Genomic DNA, 24,128 nt, shown 5'->3' on the forward strand with positions numbered 1-24,128 from the left:
GTGACCGGAACGCCTCCCACGGCACTCCGGCCGCAGCACCCGAATCCTCGATCGCTCCGCGGCCTCGCGGACGCGTTCGGATTCGAGGTGCGCGGCGGGATCGACGACCTCGACGTCACCGGCGTGGCCATCGCCTCCGGCGCCGTCCAGGGCGGCGACCTGTACGTCGGCGTGCCGGGCCGCAACGCGCACGGAGCCCGATTCGCCGGGCAGGCCGCGGCCAACGGGGCCGTGGCGGTGCTGACGGACCCCGCCGGCGCCGGGCTCGCCGCCGAGTCGGGTCTGCCGGTGCTGGTCACGGGCGATGCGCGCGCGGCGCTCGGCGACGTCGCGGGGTGGATCCACCGCACCGATGAGAACCCCGCGACCCTGTTCGCGGTCACGGGGACGAACGGCAAGACCAGCGTCGTCTACCTGCTCTACGCGATCCTCCGCCAGCTGGGCGTGACCGCCGGACTGACCTCGACCGCCGAGCGCCGCATCGGCGACGAGGCGGTGACGAGCGCGCTCACGACGCCCGAGGCGAGCGAGCTGCACGCGCTGCTGGCCCGGATGCGCGAGGTCGACGTGCGCGCGGTCGGCATCGAGGTGTCTGCGCAGGCGCTGACCCGCCACCGCGTCGACGGCCTCGTGTTCGACGTGGCGGGCTTCACGAACCTCTCGCACGACCACCTCGATGACTACGCGTCGATGGTGGACTACTTCGAGGCCAAGCGCGAGCTGTTCACGCCCGACCGAGCCCGGCGCGGCGTCGTGACGGTCGACTCGGAGTGGGGACGGCGCCTGGTCTCGGAGTCGCGGATCCCGCTGACGACGCTCGCGACCGAGCCGGGCGTCGACGCCGACTGGCGGATGACGCTGCTCGACGAGGCGCCCACGCACACGTCGTTCCGGCTCGAGGGCCCCGACGGTCGTGCGCTCGAGACGAGCGTGCCGCTCATCGGGCACTTCATGGCAGCCAACGCGGCGCTCGCGATCGTCATGCTGGTCGAGGCGGGCCACGATCTCGACCTCATCGGCGGGGCCATCGCCGGTCGCGGCATCGACGCGTACATCCCGGGCCGCGCCGAGCGCGTGTCGGGCGACCGGGGGCCCGTCGTGTACATCGACTACGGCCACACGCCGGACGCCTTCCGGCAGACCCTCGACGCGATCCGCCGGACGACCGACGGTCGCATCGTCATGGTGTTCGGGGCCGACGGCGACCGGGACACGACCAAGCGCGCCGACATGGGCGCGATCGCGGCGCGCGGCGCCGACGCGCTCGTCATCACCGACTTCCACCCCCGTTCCGAGGATCCCGCGGCGATCCGCGCCGCGCTCATCGCCGGGGCGCGGGACGCCGTGCCCGACCGCGAGATCCACGAGATCGGCGACCCGCGGGCGGCGTTCCGCCGCGCGCTCGACCTGGTCGGCGAGGGCGACGCGGTGCTGTACGCCGGCCCCGGCCACGAGGACTACCACGAGGTCGCCGGGGTGAAGCATCCGTACTCGGCCCGGGACGACGCCCGGCTCGCACTGCAGGAAGCGGGGTGGCTCGAATGATCGCGCTGACCATGGCCGAGGTCGCCGCGGCGACGTCCGGCCGATTCGAGGCGAGCGGCACGCAGGCCACGCCCGAGACGGTGGTCACGGGCGCCGTGACCACCGACTCGCGCGAGGTGGAGTCCGGTGGCGTGTTCGTGGCCAAGCGCGGCGAGTCCGACGACGGGCACCGGTTCGCGCCCGGCGCCGTCGAGCGCGGCGCGGCGCTGCTCGTCGTCGAGCACGAGCTCGACCTGCCCGTGCCGCAGGTCGTGGTGGCCGACTCGGTCGATGCGCTCGGTGCGCTCGCGACCGAGGTCGTGCGCCGGGTCCGTGCCCTCGGCAGGCTGCGGATCGTGGGCGTCACTGGCTCGAACGGCAAGACGACCACGAAGAACCTCCTGCGTACGGTGCTCGAGCAGGTCGGGCCCACGGTCGCGGCCCGGAAGAGCTACAACAACGAGGTCGGAGCGCCGACCACGATGCTCGAGCTCTCCGACGACACCGAGTTCCTCGTCGCCGAGATGGGCGCGTCGGGCGTGGGCGAGATCGCCCGCCTGGTGCGCATGGCGCGGCCCGACGTGGGCATCGTGCTCAAGGTCGGCCTCGCGCACGCCGGCGAGTTCGGCGGCATCGAGAAGACCGTGCAGGCCAAGTCCGAGATGGTCACCGAGCTGCTGCCGACGGATGTCGCGGTGCTGAACGCCGACGACCCGCGCGTCGTGCCGATGGCCGGGCTCACGCGTGCGCGCGTCGTGTGGTTCGGACTCGCCGACCAGGCCGACGTCCGCGCGACGGACGTGCAGGTCCACGCACGCGGCACGGAGTTCACCGTCACGGTGCCCGGCGGCGAGTCGGCACGGGTGAGCTTCTCGGTGCTCGGCGAGCACCACGTGATGAACGCCCTCGCGGCGATCGCGGCGGCGCTGCAGCTCGACGTGCCGCTCGCGCGCATCGTCGAGGGCCTCGAGAAGGTCACCCTCGCCGAGCAGTGGCGCATGCAGGTCATGGGCGGCCGGCACGACATCACGGTCATCAACGACGCGTACAACGCCAGCCCCGACTCGATGGCGGCGGCGCTGAAGACCCTCGCGCAGGTCAAGCGCCCGGGCGCCCGCACGATCGCGGTGCTCGGCGAGATGAGCGAACTCGGCGAGTTCTCGGGCGAGGAGCACGACCGCATCGGCCTGCTCGCCGTCCGCCTCGGCATCTCGCAGTTGGTCGTCGTGGGAGGGGGCGCCCGCCGCCTGCACATCTCCACGATCAACGAGGGCTCGTGGGACGGCGAGTCCGCGTACGTGGACACCGCCGACGAGGCGTTCGACCTCGTGACGTCGATGGCGCGTCCCGGGGACACCGTACTGGTGAAATCGTCGAACTCGGCGGGCCTCCGCCACCTCGGCGACCGACTGGGAGAATGGTTCGCGTGAGAGCACTTCTGACCGCCGGAGCACTGTCGCTCTCCTTCACGCTCTTCCTGACGCCGCTGTTCATCCGGCTGTTCACGAGGCTCGGGTGGGGGCAGTTCATCCGCGACGACGGGCCGCAGACCCATCATGTGAAGCGCGGCACGCCCACCATGGGCGGCATCATCTTCATCCTGGGCACGTTGTTCGGCTACTTCAGCGCCACGTTGCTCATCGGCGACGGGCCCACGGCCTCGGGCCTGCTCGTGCTGTTCATGATGGTCGGCCTCGGCATCGTCGGCTTCATCGACGACTTCCTGAAGACCCGCAAGAAGCAGAGCCTCGGGCTCGGGGGGTGGGCGAAGATCGCCGGCCAGACCCTGGTCGCTGCCGTCTTCGCGCTGCTCGCCCTGCAGTTCCCCAACGAGGAGGGGGCGACGCCGGCGACGACGAAGATCTCCTTCATCCGCGACCTGCCGCTCGACTTCATGGTCTTCGGCACGGTGTTCGGCATCGTCGCCTACGTCCTGTGGATCGTGCTCATCTCCGCGGCGGCGTCGAACGGCGTGAACGTGACCGACGGCCTCGACGGACTCGCGTCCGGCGCGTCGATCCTCGCGATCGGGTCGTTCATCATCATCGGCTTCTGGCAGTTCAACCAGTCGCGCTTCAGCGAGAACCTCAACCCGAGCGACCTGTACCGCAGCTACGACGTCCGCGATCCGCTCGACCTCGCGATCGTGGCGACCGCGATCGTCGGCGCTGTCGTCGGGTTCCTCTGGTGGAACACCAACCCGGCCCACATCTACATGGGCGACACCGGTTCCCTCGCGCTCGGCGGCGCCCTCGCCGCGCTCGCCGTGACGAGCCAGACCGAGCTCCTGCTGCTCGTCATCGGCGGCCTGTTCGTGATCGAGGCGGGTTCGGTGATCGTGCAGCGCGCGTACTTCAAGGTCTCGGGCGGCAAGCGCATCTTCCTCATGAGCCCGATCCACCATCACTTCGAGCTGAAGGGGTGGGCCGAGGTCACGATCGTGGTGCGGTTCTGGATCATCGGCGGCCTGTTCGTGGCGGCCGGCGTCGGCGCGTTCTACTTCGAATGGCTGCAGAGTTGACGGATGCCGCATCCGGCGCCTCGCGCCTCGATCACCTGACCAGCTGGCACGCCGACTGGCGCGGCCTGCGTGTCGTGGTGCTCGGACTCGGCGTCACCGGGTTCGCCGTCGCCGACACGCTCGCCGAGCTCGGCGCCGAGGTCACGGTGTACGCGCGAGATCGCGACGACGACCGGGCGCGGATCCTCGACGTGATCGGGGTGCGCCTCGAGGTGGACCCGCTCGACGACGTCCCCGACGGGATCGCCGGCGACGCCCCCGATCTCATCGTGGTCTCGCCCGGATTCCGGCCGGACCATCCCGTGCTCGTGTGGGCGGCGCAGGCCGGCGTCGCCGTGTGGGGCGACATCGAGCTGGCCTGGCGTGTCCGCGACAAGGTCAGGGCCGCCGAGTGGATGCTCGTCACGGGCACCAACGGGAAGACCACCACCGTGCAGCTCGCGGCGACGCTCATCGCGGCGAACGGCGTGCGCGTCGCGCCGTGCGGGAACATCGGCGTCCCGGTGCTCGACGCGGTGCGCGACCCGATCGGCTACGACGTCCTCGTCGTCGAGCTCTCGAGCTTCCAGCTGCATACGATGCCGACGACCGGTCCGGGAGCGGTGCACCCGTACTCGAGCGTCTGCCTGAACCTCGCCGACGACCACCTCGATTGGCACGGCTCGGCCGGCGCCTATCGCGACGCGAAGTCGAAGGTCTACCAGAACACCAAGGTGGCGTGCGTGTACAACCGCGCCGACGAGGCGACGATGCACATGGTCGAGGACGCGGACGTCGAGGAGGGCGCGCGCGCGATCGGGTTCGGCCTCGACACCCCCGGGCCGAGCGACTTCGGCGTCGTCGACGGCATCCTCTGCGACCGGGCATTCCTCGAGGAGCGTCGCACCGCCGCTCTCGAGATCACCACGCTCGACGAGCTCGAGCCGCGCGGCCTGGCCGTGCCGCACATCGTGGCGAACATCCTCGCGGCGTCGGCGCTCGCACGCTCCTACGACGTGCCCGTCGCGGTCCTCCACGACGCGCTCGCGACGTTCCGCCTCGACGCGCACCGGATCGAGACGGTCGCGATCTCCGGCGGCATCCGCTGGATCGACGACTCGAAGGCCACCAACCCGCACGCCGCCGAGGCGTCGCTGCGGGCCTTCGGCCGGGTGGTCTGGATCGTGGGCGGTCTGCTGAAGGGCGTCGACGCCGACGCCCTCGTCCGGCGCCACGTGCCGCGGCTCCGGGCGGCGGTCGTGATCGGTCGCGACCGCGCGGCCCTCGTCGAGGCGTTCCGCCGACACGCGCCGGGACTGCCGCTCCTCGAGGTGGCGACGGATGACACTGAGGACGTGATGCCCGACGCGGTCGCCCTGGCGGCCTCGGTCGCGGAGGACGGCGACACCGTTCTCCTGGCCCCGGCTGCGGCATCCATGGACCAGTTCGCGGACTACGCCGACCGGGGCCGGCGATTCCAGGACGCCGTCCGCGAGCGATTGGGAGGAACGGCGCATGACGAGCCCGCCTCGGACGACCCGCCCGCAGAAGGGCGCTGACGGCACGGGACCGGTCGCACGGATCCGGCTCGGAGCGTTCCGCGCCGAGTCGAAGGACTACTTCCTGCTGCTGGGGACCGTCCTGTTCCTCGTGGTGCTCGGGCTCGTCATGGTGCTGTCGTCGTCGATCGTGCAGTCCGGCCTCGAGAACGACGGCGACTACACCTCGCGGGCGCTGCAGCAGGCCACGTACGCCCTCATCGGCGTGCCGGTCATGCTGCTTGCGGGGCGGATGCCCGAGGCGTTCTGGATGCGCATCGCATGGCTCGTGCTGGCGATCTCCTGCGCGCTGCAGCTCCTGGTCGTCGCGACCCCGCTCGGCGTCGAGGTCGGCGGCAACACGAACTGGCTCCGGCTGGGCCCGGTGCAGTTCCAGCCGTCGGAGCTCATCAAGGTCGCCCTGGTGCTGTGGCTCGGGCTCATCGTGACGAAGAAGAAGGACCAGCTCGGCGACTTCACGCACGGGATCCTGCCGATCCTGCTGGTCGGCGGCGGCGCCATCGGCCTCGTGCTCCTCGGCGGCGACCTCGGCACGGTGATGGTCATGGCCGGGATGCTGCTCGGCACCCTCTTCCTCATCGGCGTGCGGCTGCGGCTGCTCGTCGTTCCGCTGCTGTTCGGCGCGACCGCGTTCGCGCTCGTCGCGGTGTCGAGCGAGAGCCGGATGAAGCGCATCACCGCGTTCCTCCAGGAGCACTGCACGCAGTTCGACACCGCCGACTGCTGGCAGATCCAGCACGGCACCTTCGCCCTCGCGAACGGGGGGATCCTCGGCGTCGGCCTCGGCAACTCGGCCGCGAAGTGGTCGTGGCTACCCGCCGCCGACAACGACTTCATCTTCGCCATCATCGGCGAGGAGCTCGGACTGATCGGCGCGGTCGTCGTCCTGGGGCTCTTCGTGGTGCTGGCACTCGCGCTCGCCCGGGTCCTCCGCGCTGCGCAGACGCCGTTCGCCAGGACGGTGTCCGCGGCCGTGCTCGTGTGGGTCGTCGGCCAGGCCTGTGTCAATATCGGTGTCGTGCTCGGCGTCTTCCCCGTCCTCGGTGTGCCGCTGCCGCTCGTCTCCGCCGGCGGCACGGCACTGCTCACCACGCTCGCCGCGATCGGCATCGTCCTCTCCGTCGCGCGCGACCCCGGCGCGCCCGCCCGTGCGGCGGCGCGCGCCGAGCAGCGGCGCGAGGCCCGCGCCATGAAGGCGGCGCGCGCCCGATGACGACCTACCTGCTCGCCGGCGGGGGGACCGCCGGCCACGTGAACCCGCTGCTCGCGGTCGCCGACCGGCTCCGCGAACGCGATCCCCGCGCTCGGGTGCTCGTGCTCGGCACCGAGGAGGGCCTCGAGGCGCGCCTCGTCCCGGCCCGCGGCTACGAGTTGCTCACGATCGAGAAGGTGCCGTTCCCGCGCCGGCCCAACGGCGCCGCGCTGCGGTTCCCGTCGCGGTTCCGCCGCTCGATCCGCACCGTCGCGGCGCTCATCGCCGACCGCGGCGTCGACGTCGTGGTCGGGTTCGGCGGCTACGTCGCCACGCCCGCGTACCTCGCCGCTCGCCGCGCGGGCGTCCCGGTCGTGATCCACGAGGCGAATGCGAAGCCGGGCCTCGCCAACCGCCTGGGCGCGCGATTCGCCGCGCGCGTCGGCGTCGCCTTCCGCGGCACGCCGCTGCCGCGCGCCGAGTTCGTCGGCATGCCGCTCCGCCGCGAGATCGAGACGCTGGATCGCGGTGGCCGCCGCGCCGAGGCCGCGGAGCTGTACCACCTCGACCCGGCTCGTCCGGTGCTGCTCGCGACGGGCGGGTCGCTCGGCGCCCGGCGCATCAACCGCACCATGGTGCAGAGCGCGTCGGCGATCGTCGCCGCCGGGTGGCAGGTGCTCCACGTCACGGGCGCGGCATCCGATGTCGAGGACCCGGGCGTCGACGGCTACCGCATGCTCGAGTACGCCGACCGGATGGACCTGGCGCTCGCGATCGCCGACGCCGCCGTCTCGCGCGCTGGCGCCGCGACGGTGAGCGAGCTGTCGGCACTCGGGATCCCGGCCGTCTACGTGCCCTACCCGGTCGGCAACGGCGAGCAGCGCTTCAACGCCGCCGATGTGGTGGCCGCGGGCGGCGGCATCCTCGTCGACGACGCCGCGTTCGTTCCCGAATGGGTCGACGAGAAGCTCGTGCCCCTGCTCGCCGACGGCGAGCAGCTCGCGTCGATGGCCCGCGCCGCGGCATCCGCCGGCGCTCTCGACGGCACCGACCGCACGGTCGCGCTCATCGACGGCGCGCTGGCCGGGGCGGGGTCGCCACCCCGACGGGGCGCGTAACGTTGACGTCGACCGCAGCACACCACCCAGGAAGCACCGCACACCGTGACCATCAAGCCCGACCTCTCCACGCCCGTCCCCGCCGACCTCGGCGCCGTCCACTTCGTCGGCATCGGCGGTTCGGGCATGAGCGGCATCGCCCGCCTCGTGCTCGGTGCGGGCCATCGGGTGACCGGTTCCGACGTGCGCGACTCCGACAACATCGCGGCGCTGCGCCGGCTGGGCGCGACGATCGCGATCGGCCACTCCGCCGAGAACCTGCCCGACGACGTCGACACGGTCGTCGTCACGGGTGCATTGTGGCAGGACAACCCCGAGTACCGGCTCGCGCTCGAACGCGGCATCCCCGTGCTGCACCGCTCGCAGGCGCTCGCGTCGGTCATCGCCGGGCAACGGCTCGTGTCCGTCGCCGGCGCGCACGGCAAGACCACGTCGACGGGCATGATCATCACGGGCCTGCTCGCCCTCGGCGAGGACCCGAGCTTCGTCAACGGCGGCGTCATCGAGGAGCTCGGGGTGAGCTCGGCCTCGGGGTCCGGCGACCTGTTCGTGGTCGAGGCCGACGAGTCCGACGGATCGTTCCTGCTCTACGACACGTCGGTCGCCCTCATCACGAACGTCGATCCCGACCACCTCGACCACTACGGATCGCTCGAGGCGTTCGAGCAGGCCTTCGTCGACTTCGCCGACCGCGCGCGCGAGTTCGTCGTGATCTCCTCGGACGACGCGGGAGCGAAGCACGTGGCCGGGCGGCTCTCGCACGAGCGCGTGCTCACCTTCGGCGATGCGGCGGATGCCACGGTGCGCGTGCACTCGATCGAGACGGACGGCCCGGTGGCCTTCGCGATCACGTACGAGGGTGCCGAGCACCGTGCGCGCCTGCGGGTGCCCGGGCGTCACAATGCGATCAACGCCGCCGGCGCGTTCGCGGTGCTCGTCGGCCTGGGCTTCGACCCGGCGACGTCGCTCGAGGGCATCGCCCGCTTCGCCGGCACCGGCCGTCGGTTCGAGCTCCACGGCACGGTCGACGGCGTGAGCGTGTTCGACGACTACGCCCACCATCCCACCGAGGTCGCAGCGGCGCTCTCGGCAGCGCGCACGGTCGTCGGCGGCGGCCGCATCATCGCGGTGCACCAGCCGCACCTCTACAGCCGCACCCGCCTGTTCGCGAAGGAGTTCGCGGAGGTGCTCGAGCAGCACGCCGACGAGACGGTCGTGCTCGACGTGTACGGAGCGCGGGAGGATCCCGAGCCCGGCGTCACCGGGGCGCTCGTCAGCGAGCGGTTCGCGCACCCGGAGCACGTGGCGTTCATCTCGGACTGGCAGGAGGCGGCCGAGCACACGGCGCGCATCGCGCGTCCGGGCGACTTCGTGATCACGCTGGGCTGCGGCGACGTGTACCGCATCGTGCCGCAGATCCTCGGTTCACTCGAGCGCGAGCGGCTCGCCTGAGGACCTCGACGTGAAGCGGCCGCAGGGGTTCGAGCGGGCGACGCCGGCTCGCCCGCGTGCGTCGACCACGGCGGAGGCCGCGGGACGGCGGCCGCCGGAGGTACCGCGCGACCAGGCGCTGACCGAGCCGATCAGCCTGCCGGCGGGCGGGGCGACGGATGCTGCCGTCGGCGTGCCGTCGGTGGAGGGCGCCCGTCCGGCGGCCGGTTCCGCGACGGCGACGCCCCCGGCGCCACCCTCGCCACGCGCGTCGACCCCCCGCGCCTCGACGCCGCGGAGCACGGGCGACTCGTCGCGCGACGTGCGGGCGGCGCGGCGGGCCCTCGCGGCCGCGGAACGGCGCAGGCGCCGGTACGAGCGTCAGGAGGTGCGGCGCTTCACGAAGCGGAGCCGCCTGCGGCGTATGACCTGGATCGTCGGCCTCGCGTCGGTCGCGGCGCTCGCCCTGCTCGCCGTCGGCGTCGCCTACTCGCCGCTCATGGCATTGCGCGAGATCCGCGTCGAGGGCGCGTCGCGGGTGCCCGCCGCCGACATCCGTGCTGCGTTCGACGATCGGCTGGGCACCCCGCTGCCGCTCATCGCGACCGACGAGGTGCGGCGCACCCTCTCGGCGTTCCCGCTCATCGAGACCTACTCGACGCAGACGGTGCCGCCCGGCACACTGGTCGTGCGGGTCGTCGAGCGCACGCCGGTCGGAGTCGTGCAGACCTCCTCCGGGTACGTGTCGGCGGATGCCGCGGGCGTGGTGATCGAACGCCACGGCGCCCCGCCCGAGGGGCTGCCGCTGGTGACCGCGGTGGGCGGCCTCGACGGCGACGCGTATCGAGCGGCGGGAGCCGTGCTGCGCAGCCTGCCGGCGGAGCTGCGTGCGCGTGTCGCCCAGGTGACGGCCGACACGCCCGACGACGTTCGCCTCGAACTGGCCGAGGGCGCCGTCGTGGCCTGGGGGAGCGCGGACGAGTCGCCCCTCAAGGCCACGGTCCTCGCACGGCTGATGGCGGCGGCGCCGCCGGATCGGGTCGATCGCTACGACGTCTCGGCGCCGCTCAGCCCGGTCACCGATTGACGCCGGAACCTCGACGACGATCCGCCTTCCGGATCGCGACACGCGGGGCCGCCTCTCGGACCGGTTCGGACGCGCCGATACCTTCGACTCAGGAATTGCATACTCGGCAAAACTTTAACCTTCGACTGGAGGTTGAAAGTTCAGAGTTCGCACGGAGGGCCCGAAATGTCGACTAACCAGAACTACCTCGCCGTGATCAAGGTCGTCGGCATCGGCGGCGGCGGCGTCAACGCCGTCAACCGCATGATCGAGCTCGGCCTACGGGGAGTCGAGTTCATCGCGATCAACACCGACGCCCAGGCACTGCTCATGAGCGACGCCGACGTCAAGCTCGACGTCGGTCGCGATCTCACCCGCGGGCTCGGGGCCGGCGCGGACCCCGAGGTCGGACGTCGCGCCGCCGAGGACCACGCCGAGGAGATCGAGGAGGCGCTCGCGGGCGCCGACATGGTGTTCGTGACCGCGGGCGAGGGCGGCGGGACCGGCACCGGCGGGGCTCCGGTCGTCGCGCGCATCGCGAAGTCGATCGGTGCGCTGACGATCGGCGTGGTCACCAAGCCGTTCGCCTTCGAGGGCAAGCGCCGCCAGACGCAGGCCGAGCAGGGCGTGGCACGCCTGAAGGAGGAGGTCGACACCCTCATCGTCGTCCCGAACGACCGCCTTCTCGAGATCAGCGACCGGGGCATCTCGATGCTCGAGGCGTTCGCGACCGCCGACCAGGTGCTCCTCGCCGGCGTGCAGGGCATCACCGACCTCATCACGACTCCGGGCCTGATCAACCTCGACTTCGCCGACGTGAAGTCGGTCATGCAGGGCGCGGGGTCCGCGCTCATGGGCATCGGCTCCTCGAGAGGGGCCGATCGTGCGATCAAGGCGGCGGAGCTCGCCGTGGCGAGTCCCCTCCTCGAGGCCTCGATCGATGGCGCGCACGGCGTGCTCCTGTCGATCCAGGGCGGCTCGAACCTCGGCATCTTCGAGATCAACGACGCCGCGCGCCTCGTCCAGGAGGCGGTGCATCCCGAGGCCAACATCATCTTCGGTGCGGTGATCGACGACACCCTCGGCGACGAGGTGCGGGTGACGGTCATCGCCGCCGGATTCGACGGCGGCGACCCGATGCCGAAGCCCGTCGAGGTCAAGAAGCCGACTGCGGTCCCGGCGGCCGTCGGCGCGAGCGTCGGCGCGGGCTCGGCGATCTCGGGTGGGGAGGCCGGCGAGCCGCTCGCGGAGATCGACATCGAGGAACTCGTGGAGACGGCGAACTGGGGCGAGGCCTCGAGCACCACAGCCGACCAGATCGTGTCCGACCCGGCCTTCGCCGACGACTCCGACGACCTCGACATCCCCGACTTCCTGAAGTGATCGGTGCTGTCGCGCCGAGCACGCCCGACGGGTCGGGAGGCCGACCATGAGCGAGCTCGACGAGCGGCTGGCCGCGGTGCGGGCGGGCGTCGCCGACGCCGCGCACACGGCCGGCCGCGACCCTGCCGAGGTCACGACGATCGTGGTCACGAAGTTCCAGCCGATCTCGCTGATCCGCGAGCTCGCAGCGCTCGGCGTCCGCGACATCGGGGAGAACCGCCACCAGGAGGCTCAGGCCAAGGCGGCGGAGCTCGCGGACCTCGACCTCAGGTGGCACTTCGTCGGGCAGCTGCAGAGCAAGAAGGCCAGGCAGGTGCGCGCGTACGCGGCGGCGATCCACTCGGTCGACCGCGAGTCGCTCGTCGATGCGCTGCGCTCCGATGAGGCATCCGTCGACTGCTTCGTGCAGGTGAACCTCACGGACGATCCAGGTCGCGGGGGAGCCGCCCCGGACGAACTCGAGGCGCTCGTCGAGAAGGTGCTCGGCACTCCCGGGCTCTCGCTGCTCGGACTCATGGCGGTCGCGCCGCTCGGTGAACCGGCCCGGCCCGCGTTCGCGCGGGTGCGTGAGATGTCCGACCGCGTACGGGCCCTCGCACCGGCGGCGCGCTTCCTGTCGATGGGGATGTCGCACGACTACCGCGAGGCGATCCTCGAGGGTGCGACACACCTTCGGATCGGCACGGCAATCACGGGGAATCGGCCGACCGCCGGATAGCCTCGAACCACGGAACCACTGACGGAGGCAGCGATGTCGAACCCGCTCAAGAAGACCATGGTCTACCTCGGACTCGCGGATGAAGAGCTCGAGGCCGAGACCCAGCAGCCGGCACCTGCGCCCGTCGTGCATGCCGCTCCCGCACCGGCCGCCCCCAAGGGCGGAGCCGCGGTGACCCCGCTCCGGAAGACGCACGTCCAACCGACACCCCCGCAGGCGGAGATGAACGAGATCCTCACGGTGCACCCGCGCCAGTACCGCGACGCCCAGATGATCGCCGAGTCGTTCCGCGACGGCGTTCCGGTCATCATCAACCTGTCGCAGATGTCCGACGCCGACGCTCGCCGGTTGATCGACTTCGCCAGCGGTCTCTCGCAGGGCCTCTACGGGAAGATCGAGCGCGTGACGAACAAGGTGTTCCTGCTGTCGCCGGCGCACGTGGTCGTCTCGGGCGAGGCGGGCGAGTCCGAAGGGGATGTGGACGCGTCCTTCTTCTCGCACGCGTAGACTCCCGACGTGAGTGCCCTCGCCATCGTCTGGAACCTGGTCTACACCCTCCTCCTCATCTACTTCTTCGCGATGTGGGCGCGGTTCGTGCTCGACCTCGTGCGCACGTTCAATCGGTCGTGGCGTCCCCGCGGCCTGGTGCTCGTGCTCGTGGAGGCCGTGTACACCGTGACCGACCCCCTCGTGAAGTTCTTCCGGCGGCTGATCCCGCCGATCCGCCTCGGTCAGGTCGCGCTCGACCTCGGCTGGTCCATCGCCATGCTCGTGGTGATCATCGCGATGACCGTCGTCTCGTCGCTTGCCGCCGCCTCGTGAGCGGATGACGGGCCGTGGCGCGCCGTGCGTCGGGGCACTGCGTCCCCGAGGATCTCTTTGCTACCGTTAGCTGAACGTGATCGACAGTTCGACAGATTCGAGGGATGGGAAGCCATGGCGCTAACTCCGGAAGATGTGGTCAACAAGCGCTTCCAGGCGACGAAGTTCCGGGAGGGCTACGACCAGGACGAGGTCGATGACTTCCTCGACGAGGTGGTCGTCGAGCTGCGCCGCCTGAACCAGGAGAACGAGGAGCTCCGCCAGCGCCTCGCCGCCGCCGAGGCACGCTCCGGCGAAGGCCAGGGCGCTCCCGCGCCGGCTGCCGCACCCGCCCCGGTCTACGCCGAGCCCGCGGCCGCGCCGCCCACGGTCGCCGTGCCGACGCACACGGCCGCGCCGCAGTCGGAGATCGACGAGCAGACCAGCACCACCAACCTCCTGCAGCTGGCCCGCCGCCTGCACGAGGAGCACGTCCGCGAGGGCGTCGAGAAGCGCGACGCGCTGATCGCCGAGGGCCATGCCACGGCGGCGCGCATCGTCGCCGAGGCGGAGGCCAAGCAGCGCGCGCAGATGGGCATCCTCGACCAGGAGCGGATGGCGCTCGAGAAGCGCGTCGACGAGCTCCGCGTGTTCGAGCGCGAGTACCGCCAGAAGCTCAAGAGCTACATCGAGGGTCAGCTCCGCGAGCTCGACACGGCCCAGCCGGTGCAGGTCTCCGGCGGCGCCGGATTCTCCGCGCCGGTCGGCGCGCCGGGCGTGACGAACGAGCAGCCCTCACCGACGTTCCAGGGCTTTGCGGGCTGAGCGCCCGGCCAGGGTCGGCATCACCGCACTGCTCATCCTGGTCGGCGTCGCGATCACGGTCTACGGCGTCGACCAGGTGAGCAAGCAGTACGTCGTCACGACGCTCGCTGAGGGCGAGGTCGTGCCGGTGCTCGGCAACGTCCTGCAGTGGCAGTTCGTGCGCAACCCGGGCGCCGCGTTCTCCATCGCCAGTGGCATGACGTGGATCTTCACGATCTTCGCCGCGGGCGTGATCACGTTCATCATCTGGTTCGCGCGTCGCATCCGCTCGATCGCGTGGGCGCTCGTGTTCGGGCTGCTCCTCGGCGGCGTGCTCGGCAACCTCACCGACCGCCTGTTCCGCGAGCCCGGCTTCGGCATCGGGCACGTGATCGACTTCATCTCGACGCCGTGGCTCATCCCGGCGATCTACAACGTCGCCGACATCGCCATCGTGTCGAGCATGGTGCTGTTCATGATCCTCACGATCCGCGGCGTGGGCCTCGACGGGTCACGTCCGTCGCGCGACGGCGGCGAGCCGGGCGCGAACGATGCGAACGAGGCGAAGCCCGAGCGCGACGCCCGGAGCGGCGGCGCAGGGGCCGAACTCGCGCGCGAGTCCTGAGATGGAGCACCGTTCACTTCCCGTTCCCGACGGGCTGGAGGGCGCGCGAGTCGACTCCGGGCTCGCGAAGCTGCTCGGGTTCTCGCGCACGCAGGCGGCCGACATCGCGACGGCCGGCGGAGTCCACCTCGACGGGGCGGCGGTCGACAAGTCCGACCGATTGCACGCAGGCGCCTGGCTCGAGGTGAGCTGGGAGCCGCCGCGCACGCTCGAGGTGGAGGCGATCCCGGTCCCGGACCTCGGCATCGTGCACGACGACGATGATCTCGTCGTGGTCGACAAGCCCGCGGGCGTCGCCGCGCACCCGTCCCTCGGCTGGGAGGGGCCGACGGTCGTCGGCGCCCTCGCCGCGGCCGGGTACCGGATCTCGACGTCGGGCGCCCCGGAACGCCAGGGAGTCGTGCACCGGCTCGACCAGGGTACGAGCGGCCTGATGGTCGTCGCGAAGTCCGAGCGCGCCTACACGGATCTCAAGCGGAAGTTCCACGACCGCGAGGTCGAGAAGATCTACCACACGGTGGTCCAGGGGCATCCCGACCCGCTGGCCGGAACCATCGACGCGCCGGTCGGGCGACACCCCCGCTCGGAGTGGAAGTTCGCGGTGACGGTCGACGGCAAGCCCGCCGTCACGCACTACGAGACGATCGAGGCGTTCCCGTACGCCTCACTGCTCGAGGTGCACCTCGAAACGGGGCGCACGCACCAGATCCGCGTGCACATGGCGGCGCAGCGGCATCCGTGCGCCGGCGACGCGATGTACGGGGCCGACCCGACGTTGAGCGCCCGGCTGGGGCTCGAGCGGCAGTGGCTGCATGCGAGGCGGCTCTCGTTCGTGCACCCCGGCACGCGTGAGTGGACGACGTACGGATCGGACTACCCGGCAGACCTCCAGCACGCGCTCGACGTGCTCCGCGGCGACTGAACCGCCCGCAGCGCGACGCCCTCGTGCCGGTGGCGGCGAATAGACTGCAACCACTCCCAGACCCCGATCGCCGCACCACCGATGAGGAGCCCTGTGGCCGCCGATTCCTTCGTCCACCTGCACGTGCACTCCGAGTACTCGATGCTCGACGGTGCGGCTCGGGTCGGTGAGCTGATGAAGGCCGCGGCCGCCGAGGGCATGCCCGCCGTCGCGATGACCGACCACGGCAACGTCTTCGGCGCGTTCGACTTCTGGAAGCAGGCGACGGACGCGGGCGTGAAGCCGATCATCGGCACCGAGGCGTACCTGACGCCGGGAACGCACCGCAGCGACAAGACCCGCGTCCGGTGGGGCAACGGCGGAGGCGACGACGTGTCGGGGTCCGGCGCGTACACGCACATGACCCTGCTCTCCGAGACGACCGAGGGCATGCACAACCTCTTCAGGCTCTCGAGCCGCGCGTCCATCGAGGGGTACTACTTCAAGCCGCGCATGGACCGCGAGCTGCTGCAGACCTACTCGACGGGGCTCATCGCGACCACGGGCTGCCCGTCCGGCGAGGTGCAGACGCGGCTCCGCCTCGGCCAGTACGACGAGGCGGTGAAGGCCGCGGCGGAGTTCCGTGACATCTTCGGCAAGGAGAACTTCTTCGCCGAGGTCATGGACCACGGGCTCGGCATCGAGAAGCGCATCATGGACGACCTGCTCCGCCTCGCGAAGCAGCTCGACCTGCCGCTCGTCGCGACGAACGACCTGCACTACACGCACGCCCACGACGCGAAGAGCCACGCGGCGCTGCTGTGCGTGCAGTCGGGCTCGACGCTCGACGACCCGAATCGGTTCAAGTTCGACGCCGACGAGTTCTACCTGAAGTCCGCCGCCGAGATGCGGCACCTGTTCCGCGACCACCCGGAGGCGTGCGACAACACGCTGCTCATCGCCGAGCGCTGCGACGTGCAGTTCAACACGAGCGCGAACTACATGCCGCGCTTCCCGGTGCCCGAGGGCGAGAGCGAGCAGAGCTGGTTCGTGAAGGAGGTCGAGAAGGGCCTCCACGAGCGGTACCCGGGCGGGATCCCCGACGAGGTGCGCAGGCAGGCCGACTACGAGGTCGAGGTCATCAGCCAGATGGGCTTCCCCGGCTACTTCCTCGTCGTCGCCGACTTCATCAACTGGTCCAAGCGCAACGGCATCCGCGTCGGCCCCGGTCGAGGCTCGGGCGCCGGCTCGATGGCCGCGTACGCGATGAAGATCACCGACCTCGACCCGCTGCAGCACGGCCTCATCTTCGAGCGGTTCCTGAACCCAGACCGCGTCTCGATGCCCGACTTCGACGTCGACTTCGACGAGCGTCGTCGCGGCGAGGTCATCAAGTACGTGACCGACAAGTACGGCGACGAACGCGTCGCGCAGATCGTCACGTACGGCACGATCAAGGCGAAGCAGGCCCTGAAGGACTCCTCGCGCGTGCTCGGGTTCCCGTTCGGCATGGGGGAGAAGCTCACCAAGGCGATGCCGCAGGCCGTGATGGGCAAGGACATCCCGCTCTCCGGCATCCTCGACAAGGACCACCCGCGCTACAAGGAGGCGGGCGACATCCGCGCCCTCATCGAGACCGATGCCGAGGCGAAGACGGTCTTCGACACGGCGCTCGGCCTCGAGAACCTGAAGCGGCAGTGGGGCGTGCACGCCGCGGGCGTCATCATGTCGAGCGAACCGCTGATCGACATCATCCCGATCATGAAGCGCGAGCAGGACGGCCAGATCGTCACGCAGTTCGACTACCCGGCCTGCGAGTCGCTGGGCCTGATCAAGATGGACTTCCTGGGCCTCAGGAACCTCACGATCATCGACGACGCGCTCGACAACATCGAGGCCAACCGCGGGTTCCGTCCGGTGCTGGAGGACCTGGCGCTCGACGACGCCCCGGCGTACCAGCTGCTCTCCCGCGGCGACACGCTGGGCGTGTTCCAGCTCGACGGCGGGCCGATGCGCTCGCTCCTGCGGCAGATGAAGCCCGACAACTTCGAGGACATCTCCGCCGTCATCGCGCTCTACCGCCCCGGTCCCATGGGCGCGAACTCCCACATCAACTACGCGCTGCGCAAGAACGGCCTGCAGCCGATCACGCCGATCCACCCCGAGCTCGAGGAGCCGCTGCGCGACATCCTCGACACGAGCTACGGCCTGATCATCTACCAGGAGCAGGTCATGGCCATCGCGCAGAAGGTCGCCGGGTTCAGCCTCGGCCAGGCCGACATCCTGCGCCGCGCGATGGGCAAGAAGAAGAAGTCCGAGCTCGACAAGCAGTACGAGGGCTTCTCCGGCGGCATGAAGGCCAACGGCTACTCGGATGCCGCGATCAAGACGCTGTGGGACATCCTGCTGCCGTTCTCCGACTACGCGTTCAACAAGGCCCACTCCGCGGCCTACGGCGTGCTGAGCTACTGGACCGCGTACCTCAAGGCGCACTACCCGGCCGAGTACATGGCGGCGCTGCTGACGTCCGTGGGCGACGCGCGCGACAAGCTCGCGCTGTACCTCAACGAGTGCCGCCGCATGGGCATCAAGGTGCTGCCGCCCGATGTGAACGAGTCGATCGGGTTCTTCGCCGCCGTCGGCGACGACATCCGCTTCGGGCTGGGCGCGGTGCGCAACGTCGGCTTCAACGTCGTCGACGCGATCCGTGCGGCGCGCGACGCGAAGGGGCGCTTCGAGACGTTCCACGACTTCCTGAAGAAGGTGCCGACCCAGGTCGCGAACAAGCGCACGGTCGAGTCGCTCGTGAAGGCCGGCGCGTTCGACTCGCTCGGGCACACGCGCCGGGCGCTCGTCGAGATCCACGAGGGCGCCGTCGAGGCCGCCGTGAAGGAGAAGCGGGCGGAGGAGAACGGCGACATCGGGTTCGACTTCGACAGCCTCTTCGAGGATCACGAGAAGGAGGCGGCGCCCTCGCCGGTACCGGACCGACCCGAGTGGTCGAAGCGCGACAAGCTCGCGTTCGAACGCGAGATGCTCGGCCTCTACGTCTCCGACCATCCGCTCGCGGGCCTCGAGGCGACGCTCGCGAAGCACGCCTCGACGACCATCACCGACCTGATGAGCTCGGATGCCACGCAGGACGGCGACGTCGCGACGATCGCCGGGCTCGTGACGAGCGTGCAGCACCGCGTGGCGCGGCAGTCGGGCAACCAGTACGGCATGATCCAGGTCGAGGACTTCTCGGGCGAGATCACCGTCATGTTCATGGGCAAGGCGTACCAGGAGTTCGCGCCCGCACTGAAGGGCGACTCCATCGTGGTGGTGCGCGGCCGCGTGAGCCTGCGCGACGACGGCATGAACCTGCACGCCTACAGCGTGTTCGAGCCCGAGGTCGGCCAGGGCGACGAGAACGGCCCGGTCGTGATCTCGCTGCCCGACGTGCGGGCGACGACCGACACGATCACGGCGCTCGGCGACGTGCTGATCCGCCACCGCGGTGACACCGAGGTTCGCCTGAAGCTCACGAAGGGGCGCACCGCCCGCGTGTTCGAGCTGCCCTATCCGGTCGCGGTGAGCGCCGACTTCTACGGGGAGCTCAAGAGCCTGCTCGGTCCGAACTGCCTCGCGTGACGCTCGCCCAGCGCTCGCCCGGCCGCGATCGGTAGGCTGGGCGGGCCATGCTACGCACCATCGACCTTCGCGGCACCCGCCCCTCCGCACGCGAACTGCTCGCGCTCGTCCCGCGCGCCGAGACCGACGTCGCGGCCGCGCTCGACGCCGCACGCGGGCTCATCGACGACGTGCGCGCACGCGGCGAGGCCGCGCTGCTCGACCAGGCCGAGCGGTTCGACCGGGCCCGACCGGCCTCGGTCCGCGTCGGCGCCGACGAACTCGCCGCCGCACGCGACGCCCTCACCACGGAGGTCCGCGCGGCGATCGAGTCGACGATCGAGCGCGTGCGCGCCGCGAGCGCCGCGCAGGTCCCGGCTCCCGAGACGACGGTGCTCGGGCCGGGCGCGATCGTCGAGCAACGCTGGCAGCCGGTCGCGCGGGTCGGGCTGTACGTGCCCGGCGGAAAGGCCGTGTACCCGTCGAGCGTCGTCATGAACGTGGTGCCCGCGCAGGTCGCGGGCGTCCGCTCGATCGCGCTCGCGTCGCCCGCTCAGGCCGCCTACGGCGGGCGCATCCACCCCACGATCGCCGGCGTCGCCGCGCTCCTCGGCATCGACGAGGTGTACGCGATGGGCGGCGCCGGCGCGATCGGGGCGTTCGCATACGGCGTACCCGGCATCGGACTCGACCCCGTGCAGCGGGTCACCGGTCCGGGCAACGTCTTCGTCGCCGCAGCGAAGCGGCTGGTGCAGGGCGTCACGGGCATCGACTCCGAGGCGGGCCCCACCGACATCCTCGTGATCGCCGACGACGCGGCCGACGCCGACCTCGTGGCATCCGACCTCGTCAGCCAGGCCGAGCACGACGAGCTGGCGGCCGCCGTGCTCGTGACCGACTCGCCGCCGTTCGCGAACCGCGTGCTCGAGCGTCTCGCTACGCGCGTGGCCGCCACGCGGCACGCCGAGCGCATCCGGACCGCGCTCGAGGGACCGCAGTCGGCGGTCGTGCTCGTCGACGACCTCGAGCAGGCGGCCGACTTCGCCAACGCGTTCGGCGCCGAGCACCTCGAGATCCAGGTCCGCGACGCGGACGCCGCGCTCGCCCGCATCGAGAACGCCGGAGCGATCTTCATCGGTCCGCACTCGCCCGTGAGCCTCGGCGACTACGCGGCGGGCTCGAACCACGTGCTGCCGACCGGCGGGCAGGCGCGGTATGCGTCGGGCCTGTCCGCGGCGACGTTCCTGCGGCCGCAGCAGGTCGTGCGCTACGACGAGCGGGCCCTGCGCGAGGTCGCCCCGGTCATCGCGACCCTGTCGGCCGAGGAGGACCTTCCCGCGCACGGCGAGGCGGTCACCGCCCGCTTCGGCGACCGACCCTGACCGCGCCGCTACGCTGGGAGCACCATGCACTGCCCGTTCTGCCGCCACCCGGATTCGCGCGTCATCGATTCGCGCACGAGCGACGACGGCCTCTCGATACGTCGGCGCCGACAGTGCCCGGAGTGCGGGCGCAGGTTCTCGACGACCGAGACCGCGAGCCTCGCGGTGATCAAGCGCTCCGGCGTGATCGAGCCGTTCAGCCGTGAGAAGGTCGTGCTCGGCGTGAAGAAGGCGTGCCAGGGGCGGCCGGTGACCGACAGCGACCTCGCGGTGCTCGCGCAGAAGGTCGAGGAGACGATCCGCTCGACGGGAGCGTCGCAGGTCGAGGCGAACGACATCGGCCTGGCGATCCTCCCGCCGCTGCGCGAGCTCGACGAGGTCGCGTACCTGCGGTTCGCAAGCGTCTACCAGGCGTTCGAGTCGCTCGAGGACTTCGAGACCGCGATCGGCCAGCTTCGCGAGGAGCACGGGCGCCTGCCCGCGCGGCCCGTCGAGTAGCCTGATCCAGGCATGTATCGACTTCTCTTCTCACAGGTCCTCTCGCGCATCGACCCGGAACGCGCGCACCACCTCGCCTTCGGCGTCATCCGTCGACTGCCCGCGCTCGGCATCGGGCGGCTCGTCGAGCGCTACACGGCGCCCGCCCCCGAGCTCGGCGTCGAGGCGCTCGGACTGCGATTCCCGTCGCCGTTCGGGGTCGCCGCCGGATTCGACAAGGACGCCCTCGCGGTCGTCGGCCTCGGCAACCTCGGGTTCGGCCACGTCGAGGTCGGCACCATCACCGCCCTCGCTCAGCCGGGCAACGAGCGGCCGCGCCTGTTCCGGCTCATCGCCGATCGCGCGTTGATCAACCGCATGGGCTTCAACAACGGCGGGGCGGATGCCGCAGTGGGCCGCATCTCGCGGCTGTCCCGTCTCACGCACCGGCCGGTGCTCGGGGTGAACATCGGCAAGAGCCGCGCCACGCCCGTCGAGCGCGCGACCGACGACTACGTCCGCAGCGCGAAGGTGCTCGCCCCGCACGCCGACTACCTCGTCGTCAACGTGAGCTCGCCGAACACCCCGGGCCTCCGCGGCCTGCAGGAGCTCGATTCGCTCGCCCCGCTGCTGGAGGCGGTGCGCGACACGGCCGGGCGCACGCCGCTCCTCGTGAAGATCGCACCCGACCTCGACGATGCCGAGGTCGTGCGTATCTGCGAGCTCGTGGTCCGGCTGGGACTCGACGGCATCATCGCGACGAACACGACGATCTCGCGAGCCGGCCTCGTCACGCCTGCCGCAGAGGTCGAGGCCATCGGCGCGGGCGGGCTCTCCGGGGCACCGCTCGCAGCTCGGTCGCTCGCGGTGCTCGCACTCATCCGCGCGCACGTGCCCGAATCGCTGTGCGTCATCTCGGTCGGCGGCGTCGAGACGGCGGACGACGTCCAGGAGCGACTCGACGCGGGCGCGACGCTCGTGCAGGGCTACACCGGATTCGTCTACCGCGGTCCGCTGTGGGCTCGGCAGGTCAACCGCGGGCTCGAGCGCCTCCGCCGCGAACGCGGCGTCGCGGCATCCGTCACCTGACCCTCGGCAGGCACGCCCGCGAGGTCTGACGTCAGAGCATGCCGATGTCGGCGAGCCGGTCGGCCAGCGTGGCACCGTCGCTGGCCGAGACCCACGGGACGTCGGCGCCGTGCTGCTCGGCCTTGGCGCGGCCGCCGGCGAGGACCGCCTCGCCGACGGACAGCTCGCGGATCGCGACGGCCGCGACCCGCTCGGGGTGCTCCGCCGCGAAGGACGCGTACAGTTCCTCGTCGTGCTGGCCGTCGTCGCCGATCAGCAGCCAGCGGATGTCGGGGAACTCCTCGGCGAGCCGGCGCAGGTTGTCGGACTTGTGCTCGCGGCCGCTGCGGAACCAGCGGTCGTGCGTCGGGCCCCAGTCGGTGAGCAGGATCGGTCCGGCGGGGTAGAGGTTGCGCGACAGGAAGCGCGTCAGCGTCGGGGCGACGTTCCATGCCCCCGTCGAGAGGTAGACGACCGGCGCACCCGGGTGCCGTCGCACGAGCCGCTCGTAGAGCACCGCCATGCCCGGCGTCGGACTGCGGGCGTGCTCGTCGAGCACGAACGTGTTCCAGAACGCCACGAACGGGCGGGGGAGCGCGGTCACCATGACGGTGTCGTCGATGTCGGAGACGATGCCGAAGTGCACGTCGGGCGCGACGACCCAGACCGGAGCCTCGACCGGCTCCGACCCCTCGACGTGCAGCACCGCCCGGTTCCAGCCGGGCTCGAGCCGCGCGGGGACCCGCGTGTCGATCACGCCGCCGCGGTCGGCGAGCACCTCGATCCGCTCGCCGCCGACCTCGATGGTCACGCGGACGTCGCCGACCGGCACGCTCGTGAAGCTGCGCCAGCCGCGGATGCCCTGCTCGCGCCGCCGCCGGCGACGCTTCGACGTGCCTTCTGCGGAGGCCGGCCTCGACAGCAGGACGCGACAGAACACGCGGACCCACTCCGTCGAGCCGTACCCGGTGTACGGGACCACGGTCGGCACGTGGCCGCGGCGCCTCGCCCAGCGCTCGCGGACATCGTGGATCCAGTCTTCGAGGCGCGCGGCACCGTGCCGGACCGGCCGTTGCCGGGGACCGGCCGGGACGGGGGAGCTCACCGGCATCCACTCAGTCTTTCATGCGGTCCCGCAGGTGGGTCAAACCCGGGCCGCGAACGGCGGTCGGCAGCATCCGCGGTCGCAGGTAGAGTAGTCCGGCAAGTGAGGAGGTCCCGTGCCAAACATCGACCTGATCCTCGGGACCGATCACGTCCGGAGGCGCTCGGTCCGCACCGAGCCGACGCAGCGACGCAGCAGCCAACGGCTCGACGCGCTGCTCGACGCCGCGGCCGAGATCGTCGACGAACTCGGATTCGAGCGACTGACCACGCAGATGGTCGCCGAGCGCGCGGGCGCGTCGATCGGCACGGTCTACCGCTACTTCCCCGACCGGGTCGCCGTCCTGCACGCGCTGCGCGAGCGCAGCGTCCGGCGGTACCGCGAGCGGCTCGCCGAGGCGCTCGAGCAGGCCGACCTCGCGGAGTGGTGGCACGTGATCGACGTGGCGCTCGACGTGTGCGCCGAGCTGTACCGCGACGAGCCCGGGTTCACGGTCGTCCACGCCGCGCCTCGCGAGCTGGCCGACGACGGCGAGGCGGAGATCGCCCATCGCCTGGCGCGCCTCCTCGAGCACGACTTCGGCATCCGCGACGACGCCGAGACCCGCTTCCGGCTCGGCATCGCCGTCGAGGTCGGCGAGGCACTCATCCATCGCGCCTTCGCGCGAGGAGCCGACGTCGACGTGCGGTACATCGACGAGGCGCGGCGCGTCGTGCGCGAGTACCTCGACGGGCACCTCGCCGACGGCGTCGCGGCCACCTCGGCCGCCTGAGAACCTGCCGAGATCGCTCGCGCGGCGGCGGGTGCCGTTGCGACGGACCGCAGTGAGGTGTTTGGCTTGACCCTGCGCCGGTCGGCGCCC

At 71.3% G+C, this 24,128-nt stretch carries 21 protein-coding genes; 20 read left to right on the plus strand and 1 reads right to left on the minus strand.

Features of this window, described 5'->3' with window-relative positions:
- From ACULK4_RS08290 to ACULK4_RS08380, 19 genes are all read left to right on the plus strand, one after another.
- Entirely contained in the window at positions 1-1,545 is a 1,545-nt protein-coding gene (locus tag ACULK4_RS08290; protein ID WP_445966689.1) for a Mur ligase family protein, read from the plus strand.
- Positions 1,542-2,954: a UDP-N-acetylmuramoyl-tripeptide--D-alanyl-D-alanine ligase gene (locus ACULK4_RS08295; RefSeq protein WP_445966770.1), complete on the plus strand. Its 1,413-nt coding sequence runs from the start codon at positions 1,542-1,544 to the stop codon at positions 2,952-2,954. Before ACULK4_RS08290 ends, ACULK4_RS08295 begins: the two co-directional genes overlap by 4 nt.
- Positions 2,951-4,045, plus strand: coding sequence for a phospho-N-acetylmuramoyl-pentapeptide-transferase (gene mraY / locus ACULK4_RS08300; protein WP_445966688.1), 1,095 nt, complete (start codon positions 2,951-2,953; stop codon positions 4,043-4,045). Before ACULK4_RS08295 ends, mraY begins: the two co-directional genes overlap by 4 nt.
- Positions 4,030-5,583: a UDP-N-acetylmuramoyl-L-alanine--D-glutamate ligase gene (murD, locus tag ACULK4_RS08305; protein ID WP_445966687.1), complete on the plus strand. Its 1,554-nt coding sequence runs from the start codon at positions 4,030-4,032 to the stop codon at positions 5,581-5,583. The genes mraY and murD overlap by 16 nt, the downstream gene beginning before the upstream one ends.
- Positions 5,540-6,796, plus strand: coding sequence for a putative lipid II flippase FtsW (gene ftsW, locus ACULK4_RS08310; RefSeq protein ID WP_445966686.1), 1,257 nt, complete (start codon positions 5,540-5,542; stop codon positions 6,794-6,796). Before murD ends, ftsW begins: the two co-directional genes overlap by 44 nt.
- Positions 6,793-7,893, plus strand: a complete 1,101-nt coding sequence (locus ACULK4_RS08315; protein ID WP_445966685.1) for a UDP-N-acetylglucosamine--N-acetylmuramyl-(pentapeptide) pyrophosphoryl-undecaprenol N-acetylglucosamine transferase — start codon at positions 6,793-6,795, stop codon at positions 7,891-7,893. Before ftsW ends, ACULK4_RS08315 begins: the two co-directional genes overlap by 4 nt.
- A 45-nt stretch (positions 7,894-7,938) precedes the next feature.
- Positions 7,939-9,345, plus strand: coding sequence for a UDP-N-acetylmuramate--L-alanine ligase (gene murC, locus ACULK4_RS08320; RefSeq protein WP_445966684.1), 1,407 nt, complete (start codon positions 7,939-7,941; stop codon positions 9,343-9,345).
- Between the two features lie 10 nt (positions 9,346-9,355).
- Entirely contained in the window at positions 9,356-10,411 is a 1,056-nt protein-coding gene (locus tag ACULK4_RS08325) for a cell division protein FtsQ/DivIB (protein ID WP_445966683.1), read from the plus strand.
- A gap of 165 nt (positions 10,412-10,576) precedes the next feature.
- Entirely contained in the window at positions 10,577-11,773 is a 1,197-nt protein-coding gene (gene ftsZ / locus ACULK4_RS08330) for a cell division protein FtsZ (RefSeq protein WP_445966682.1), read from the plus strand.
- A 46-nt stretch (positions 11,774-11,819) separates the two neighbouring features.
- Positions 11,820-12,491: a YggS family pyridoxal phosphate-dependent enzyme gene (locus ACULK4_RS08335; RefSeq protein WP_445966681.1), complete on the plus strand. Its 672-nt coding sequence runs from the start codon at positions 11,820-11,822 to the stop codon at positions 12,489-12,491.
- Positions 12,492-12,524: 33 nt separating this feature from the next.
- The gene (locus ACULK4_RS08340) at positions 12,525-12,998 is read left to right on the plus strand and encodes a cell division protein SepF (protein WP_445966680.1); all 474 of its coding nucleotides are present in this window, start codon (positions 12,525-12,527) and stop codon (positions 12,996-12,998) included.
- 9 nt (positions 12,999-13,007) lie between these two features.
- Complete coding sequence (locus ACULK4_RS08345; RefSeq protein WP_445966679.1) at positions 13,008-13,313, plus strand: YggT family protein; 306 nt, start codon at positions 13,008-13,010, stop codon at positions 13,311-13,313.
- A gap of 114 nt (positions 13,314-13,427) precedes the next feature.
- Positions 13,428-14,117: a DivIVA domain-containing protein gene (locus ACULK4_RS08350; RefSeq protein ID WP_445966678.1), complete on the plus strand. Its 690-nt coding sequence runs from the start codon at positions 13,428-13,430 to the stop codon at positions 14,115-14,117.
- Complete coding sequence (gene lspA / locus ACULK4_RS08355; RefSeq protein ID WP_445966677.1) at positions 14,107-14,721, plus strand: signal peptidase II; 615 nt, start codon at positions 14,107-14,109, stop codon at positions 14,719-14,721. Before ACULK4_RS08350 ends, lspA begins: the two co-directional genes overlap by 11 nt.
- Before the next feature lies 1 nt (position 14,722).
- Complete coding sequence (locus ACULK4_RS08360) at positions 14,723-15,643, plus strand: RluA family pseudouridine synthase (protein ID WP_445966676.1); 921 nt, start codon at positions 14,723-14,725, stop codon at positions 15,641-15,643.
- A gap of 81 nt (positions 15,644-15,724) precedes the next feature.
- Positions 15,725-19,255, plus strand: coding sequence for a DNA polymerase III subunit alpha (gene dnaE, locus ACULK4_RS08365; protein ID WP_445966675.1), 3,531 nt, complete (start codon positions 15,725-15,727; stop codon positions 19,253-19,255).
- Between the two features lie 47 nt (positions 19,256-19,302).
- The gene (gene hisD / locus ACULK4_RS08370; RefSeq protein WP_445966674.1) at positions 19,303-20,616 is read left to right on the plus strand and encodes a histidinol dehydrogenase; all 1,314 of its coding nucleotides are present in this window, start codon (positions 19,303-19,305) and stop codon (positions 20,614-20,616) included.
- Between the two features lie 24 nt (positions 20,617-20,640).
- Positions 20,641-21,114, plus strand: coding sequence for a transcriptional regulator NrdR (gene nrdR / locus ACULK4_RS08375; RefSeq protein WP_445966673.1), 474 nt, complete (start codon positions 20,641-20,643; stop codon positions 21,112-21,114).
- Between the two features lie 12 nt (positions 21,115-21,126).
- Entirely contained in the window at positions 21,127-22,182 is a 1,056-nt protein-coding gene (locus ACULK4_RS08380; RefSeq protein ID WP_445966672.1) for a quinone-dependent dihydroorotate dehydrogenase, read from the plus strand.
- Positions 22,183-22,213: 31 nt separating this feature from the next.
- Here the strand turns inward: ACULK4_RS08380 and ACULK4_RS08385 are convergent, their stop codons facing one another.
- Positions 22,214-23,272: an App1 family protein phosphatidate phosphatase gene (locus tag ACULK4_RS08385; protein WP_445966671.1), complete on the minus strand. Its 1,059-nt coding sequence runs from the start codon at positions 23,270-23,272 to the stop codon at positions 22,214-22,216.
- A 109-nt stretch (positions 23,273-23,381) separates the two neighbouring features.
- On the opposite strand from ACULK4_RS08385, the gene ACULK4_RS08390 reads away from it, so the two are divergent.
- The gene (locus tag ACULK4_RS08390; RefSeq protein WP_445966670.1) at positions 23,382-24,038 is read left to right on the plus strand and encodes a TetR/AcrR family transcriptional regulator; all 657 of its coding nucleotides are present in this window, start codon (positions 23,382-23,384) and stop codon (positions 24,036-24,038) included.
- Positions 24,039-24,128: the final 90 nt, after the last annotated feature.

The sequence above is a fragment of the Agromyces selenitireducens genome, assembly GCF_052748465.2.